Source organism: Salinispora cortesiana, assembly GCF_000484695.1.
Taxonomy (GTDB): domain Bacteria; phylum Actinomycetota; class Actinomycetes; order Mycobacteriales; family Micromonosporaceae; genus Micromonospora; species Micromonospora cortesiana.
In genome coordinates this window covers 1-1,969 of sequence record NZ_AXVR01000157.1, presented here as the reverse complement: position 1 = coordinate 1,969, position 1,969 = coordinate 1, and the positions used below count along the sequence as shown (strand labels likewise).

Below are 1,969 nucleotides of genomic sequence, written 5' to 3'. Positions count from 1 at the left end.
CCCGGTCGTCGGTCCACGACGCCGGCAGATACACCCGCCGGTCGATCAGGGGCACCTACGATCATCCGGAACCGTTCCGGCAGCTCCACCGCGATGGCGAAGCCGCCCCCAGCCCGGCCCAGGACTGTGTACTCGGCGACGAGGCGGCTGTCGAACACCAGGTGACAGAGAGAGTTGGGGCGCTCGTAACCCTGGGTTGCCGATGCGGTGCGCCCAAGTGCCGTCCTCAGGCCGCCCAGCCCGAACACCCCATCCCCGCAACTCGGGCTTGGGCGGAACGCGGAACTCCTCGGCCCGCCGATTCGGAGCAGGTCATAGATCCGGAAACCGGATTCCGGACCAGGCTGTGGTCTTTGGTGAACTCACCGAGGACGCACCGGGGGAGCGTGCAGCAGCGCGGGTTCGATGGTCACGAGTGCTTCCCAGGATCCGCCATCATCGCATTGGCCTGCTTGTATGGAAGCGCATCGCGGGCGAACCCGAAGCTACCCCGCTCCTTGATCTCGGTGGCCGCGGCGAGCACTGTGGCCAGCGCGGCACGTGGCAGTGCGGACCCGATGCTGATGCGGCGCACCCCGCACCCGGCGAGTTCCGCCGCCGTCCAGGTCGGGCCCGTGCCGCCAGCGAGCACATTGACCGGTCGGCTGACCGCTGCGCACACTGCCCGCACCGCAGCGAGGTCGGGCAGCCCGGGCGCGTACAGGACGTCCGCTCCTGCCGCTTCATACGCCTGCAGACGGCGGATTGTGTCGCCGAGGTCCGGAACGCCGTAGAGAAAGTTCTCCGCGCGTGCCGTTAAGGTGAACGGGAACGGCAGGGCCTTGGCCGCCTTCACCGCCGCGACCACGCGCTCCACGGCCATGTCGACCGGAAACACCGGCGACTCCGGTCGCCCCGTGGCATCTTCGATCGATCCGCCGACCAGGCCCGCCTCGGCGGCGAGCCGGATCGTTTCACCGATCTGGTCGGGGTTGGTGGCGAAGCCGTTCTCGAGGTCCGCGGAGACGGGAAGGTGCGTGGCCTCGGCCACTGCGGCCGCGTTGGCCAGTGTTTCCGCGCGGCTGACGAGATTGGCGCCATCCCGGCGACCGAGCGTGAAGGCCAGTCCCGCGCTCGTGGTCGCCAGGGCGGCGAACCCGAGACCGGTGAGGATCCGAGCCGTGCCCGCATCCCACGGGTTCGGGATCACGAACGGCTCGGCGGCCGTGTGCAGGTCACGGAACTCGACGGCGCGACGGTGCTGGTCAGTAGGGTTGAGCGGCATGTGGTGAACCCTACTCGGTCAGATAAGTTCGGTATGGGTCCCGGCGCCTCTCGCGCCTAGGGCGTCGTCTCGCACGAGTGACCGGGCTCGGCCGACCGGTGCGGACGGTTGCTACGGGGTCGACCACCCTAGTACGGCAGCCGCCGTTTGAGATTTTGCTGGTGAACCGGGGTGGAAGCGGGGCGGCCACCGCGTGATCGTCTATGCGTTGTGGACACAAACTCAGATCTGGCGGCGGCCGCGTGCCACAGCGTCGCTGTTGGTCGGTGGGAACGGGTGCTGGCCGAGGTGCTTGGCTGCTTCGCGGGCCGGTTCGGGCGGGTGGAGCCGCGGCGGGCGGCGGGACAGTTCGTGACGGGGCTGCTGTCCGACGTTGAGGTCAAGACGTGTTGGCAGTTGGCGGAGCGGGCGGGACACGCTCGGCCGGATGCGATGCAGTGGTTGTTGTATCGGGCGGTGTGGGACGCCGACGCCGTGCGTGACGACCTGCGGCAGCTGATCGTCGACCGGTTCGGCGGCCCGGACGCGGTCCTGGTCGTTGACGAGACCGGTGACCTGAAGAAGGGTTTACACACGGTCGGGGTGCAGCGGCAGTACAGCGGTACGGCGGGGCGGATCGAGAACAGTCAGGTCGGGGTGTTCCTGGGCTACGCCGGCGCCGATGGGCATACCCTGATCGACCGGCGGGTGTATCTGCCGGCGTCG

General features: G+C 69.0%; 2 protein-coding genes. One reads left to right on the top strand and one right to left on the bottom strand.

The genetic code is table 11. The annotated features are described in order from the left end of the window. Window positions 1-409 precede the first annotated feature (409 nt). Window positions 410-1,264 (bottom strand): isocitrate lyase/PEP mutase family protein, encoded by an 855-nt coding sequence (locus K228_RS0124735; protein WP_025620762.1) that lies wholly within the window; start codon window positions 1,262-1,264, stop codon window positions 410-412. Window positions 1,265-1,540: 276 nt separating this feature from the next. On the opposite strand from K228_RS0124735, the gene K228_RS28050 reads away from it, so the two are divergent. After that, window positions 1,541-1,969: IS701 family transposase (locus tag K228_RS28050; RefSeq protein WP_025620761.1), on the top strand; the 429-nt coding region annotated here is incomplete at its 3' end.